Genomic DNA, 2,207 nt, shown 5'->3' with positions numbered 1-2,207 from the left:
TTTCCCACCGCAAGGGTAAGACCCCAGAAAGACTATCTGGTTGATAGGTCGAAGGTGTAAGTGCAGTAATGTATTTAGCTTATCGATACTAATAGGTCGAGGACTTGACCAATATTTATTTGATGTTTATTAATTAAAATATATATGTAGTTTTTAGAGTGTTAACTCTAAAAAAGTATGAAAAAAGTATTGACAAAAATAACAAAAAATGTTAATATTATACTTGTCCTAGCAACAAGAAAGAAATGTGGTTATAATAGCAGAGAAGATACACCTGTTCCCATTCCGAACACAGAAGTTAAGTTCTCTAGCGCTGATGGTACTTGGTGGGAAACTGCCTGGGAGAGTAGGACATAGCCACGTTAGATGTTCCAAGGTAGCTCAACGGTGGAGCAACCGGCTGTTAACCGGTAGGCTGTGGGTTCGAGCCCCACCCTTGGAGCCAATATATGGCTCGTTGGTCAAGAGGTTAAGACACCGCCCTTTCACGGCGGTAACAGGGGTTCAATTCCCCTACGAGTCACCATTTGTGGGATCATAGCTCAGCTGGGAGAGCACCTGCCTTACAAGCAGGGGGTCGCAGGTTCGAGCCCTGCTGGTCCCACCATTTGCGGCCTGGTAGTTCAGTTGGTTAGAATGCCAGCCTGTCACGCTGGAGGTCGAGGGTTCGAACCCCTTCCAGGTCGCCAAATAAAAACTAAGATATATGCTGGTGTGGCTCAACGGTAGAGCAGCTGACTTGTAATCAGCAGGTTGTAGGTTCGATTCCTATCACCAGCTCCATGTAAGATTAATAACGGAGGATTTCCCGAGCGGCCAAAGGGGGCAGACTGTAAATCTGTTGTCATCGACTTCGGTGGTTCGAATCCACCATCCTCCACCAATTAAATTAAATATGCGGGTGTAGCTCAATGGTAGAGTTCTGGCCTTCCAAGCCAGCTGTGAGGGTTCGATCCCCTTCACCCGCTCCAAAAAGCGTGGGTGCATAGCTCAGCTGGATAGAGCAACGCCCTTCTAAGGCGTGTGTCCGGGGTTCGAATCCCTGTGCGCTCACCACATATATATTGGGGATTAGCCAAGTCGGTAAGGCACATGACTTTGACTCATGTATGCGTAGGTTCGAGTCCTGCATCCCCAGCCAAATAAAAATATGGTCTATTAGCTCAGTCGGTAGAGCACCTGACTTTTAATCAGGGTGTCCCGCGTTCGAGTCGCGGATAGATCACCAATGGAGAGGTGTCCGAGTGGTTTAAGGAGCTGGTCTTGAAAACCAGTGACTTCGAAAGGGGCCGTGGGTTCGAATCCCACCCTCTCCGCCAAACTAAAATAATAGGACTAAATTTGGAGAAGTACTCAAGTGGCTCAAGAGGATCCCCTGCTAAGGGATTAGGCTGGGTAACCGGTGCGAGGGTTCGAATCCCTCCTTCTCCGCCATTTAAAAAACGAGGTGTAGCGCAGTTTGGTAGCGCACATGGTTTGGGACCATGGGGCCGGGGGTTCGAGTCCCTTCACCTCGACCAACCAGGACCTTTAGCTCAGTTGGTTAGAGCGCCCGGCTCATAACCGGTAGGTCTGGGGTTCGAGTCCCTGAAGGTCCATTATTCTTCATAGGGGTGTAGCTCAGTTGGTAGAGCGTCGGTCTCCAAAACCGTGCGCCGGGGGTTCGAGTCCCTCCACCCCTGCCAAATAAAAAGGACTTGAAAAAAAACGAGTTTTAGAGTAATATAAGATAGTAAATAATATTTCGAGGTGTAGCGCAGTTTGGTAGCGCACATGGTTTGGGACCATGGGGCCGGGGGTTCGAGTCCCTTCACCTCGACCAAGTAAGGGCCTATAGCTCAGGTGGTTAGAGCGCACGCCTGATAAGCGTGAGGTCGCTGGTTCGAGTCCAGCTAGGCCCACCATTTGCCCAGATAGCTCAGTCGGTAGAGCAGGGGACTGAAAATCCCCGTGTCGGTGGTTCGATTCCGCCTCTGGGCACCAGAAATACGGCGGTATAGCTTAGTTGGCTAGAGCGTTCGGTTCATACCCGAAAGGTCATAGGTTCGACTCCTATTACCGCTACCATCTAACTATATCAATAAAGAACTTTGAAAATTAAACAGTAGGTTAATTTATAAAACAAGAAACAAACCATAAAGCCAGATATTTTGATAACAATAGTATCTGAGCCTGATAAACTTTTATTTGAGAGTTTGATCCTGGCT

19 tRNA genes and 2 rRNA genes are annotated in these 2,207 nt (G+C 48.2%); all 21 read left to right on the top strand.

What is annotated here, in order from left to right:
* A 23S ribosomal RNA gene (locus KGF48_RS19715) occupies positions 1-112 on the top strand; the annotation flags it as partial.
* A 134-nt stretch (positions 113-246) separates the two neighbouring features.
* Positions 247-363: ribosomal RNA gene (gene rrf / locus KGF48_RS19710) — 5S ribosomal RNA — on the top strand.
* 7 nt (positions 364-370) lie between these two features.
* A tRNA-Asn gene (locus KGF48_RS19705) sits at positions 371-445 on the top strand.
* Positions 446-451: 6 nt separating this feature from the next.
* Positions 452-526: transfer RNA gene (locus tag KGF48_RS19700), tRNA-Glu, on the top strand.
* 5 nt (positions 527-531) lie between these two features.
* Positions 532-607 (top strand) — tRNA-Val (locus KGF48_RS19695).
* Positions 608-612: 5 nt separating this feature from the next.
* Positions 613-689 (top strand) — tRNA-Asp (locus KGF48_RS19690).
* A 19-nt stretch (positions 690-708) separates the two neighbouring features.
* Positions 709-783: transfer RNA gene (locus KGF48_RS19685), tRNA-Thr, on the top strand.
* A 15-nt stretch (positions 784-798) separates the two neighbouring features.
* Positions 799-883 (top strand) — tRNA-Tyr (locus tag KGF48_RS19680).
* A 14-nt stretch (positions 884-897) separates the two neighbouring features.
* Positions 898-971: transfer RNA gene (locus KGF48_RS19675), tRNA-Gly, on the top strand.
* A gap of 8 nt (positions 972-979) precedes the next feature.
* Positions 980-1,056: transfer RNA gene (locus KGF48_RS19670), tRNA-Arg, on the top strand.
* Between the two features lie 9 nt (positions 1,057-1,065).
* Positions 1,066-1,141 (top strand) — tRNA-Gln (locus KGF48_RS19665).
* 11 nt (positions 1,142-1,152) lie between these two features.
* A tRNA-Lys gene (locus tag KGF48_RS19660) sits at positions 1,153-1,228 on the top strand.
* A 2-nt stretch (positions 1,229-1,230) separates the two neighbouring features.
* Positions 1,231-1,319 (top strand) — tRNA-Ser (locus KGF48_RS19655).
* Positions 1,320-1,343: 24 nt separating this feature from the next.
* Positions 1,344-1,434 (top strand) — tRNA-Ser (locus tag KGF48_RS19650).
* A gap of 9 nt (positions 1,435-1,443) precedes the next feature.
* A tRNA-Pro gene (locus KGF48_RS19645) sits at positions 1,444-1,520 on the top strand.
* Positions 1,521-1,524: 4 nt separating this feature from the next.
* Positions 1,525-1,598: transfer RNA gene (locus KGF48_RS19640), tRNA-Ile, on the top strand.
* 11 nt (positions 1,599-1,609) lie between these two features.
* Positions 1,610-1,685, top strand: a tRNA-Trp gene (locus KGF48_RS19635).
* Positions 1,686-1,745: 60 nt separating this feature from the next.
* Positions 1,746-1,822, top strand: a tRNA-Pro gene (locus tag KGF48_RS19630).
* A 5-nt stretch (positions 1,823-1,827) separates the two neighbouring features.
* Positions 1,828-1,904, top strand: a tRNA-Ile gene (locus tag KGF48_RS19625).
* A 3-nt stretch (positions 1,905-1,907) separates the two neighbouring features.
* Positions 1,908-1,983 (top strand) — tRNA-Phe (locus KGF48_RS19620).
* 7 nt (positions 1,984-1,990) lie between these two features.
* A tRNA-Met gene (locus KGF48_RS19615) sits at positions 1,991-2,067 on the top strand.
* The last annotated feature ends 140 nt before the right edge of the window (positions 2,068-2,207 follow it).

Origin of the sequence: Clostridioides sp. ZZV15-6388 (assembly GCF_020657755.1) — a bacterium.
Lineage (GTDB): Bacteria > Bacillota > Clostridia > Peptostreptococcales > Peptostreptococcaceae > Clostridioides.
The sequence above is the reverse complement of the archived record's forward strand: the minus strand, read 5'-3'. Positions and strand labels throughout refer to the sequence as shown.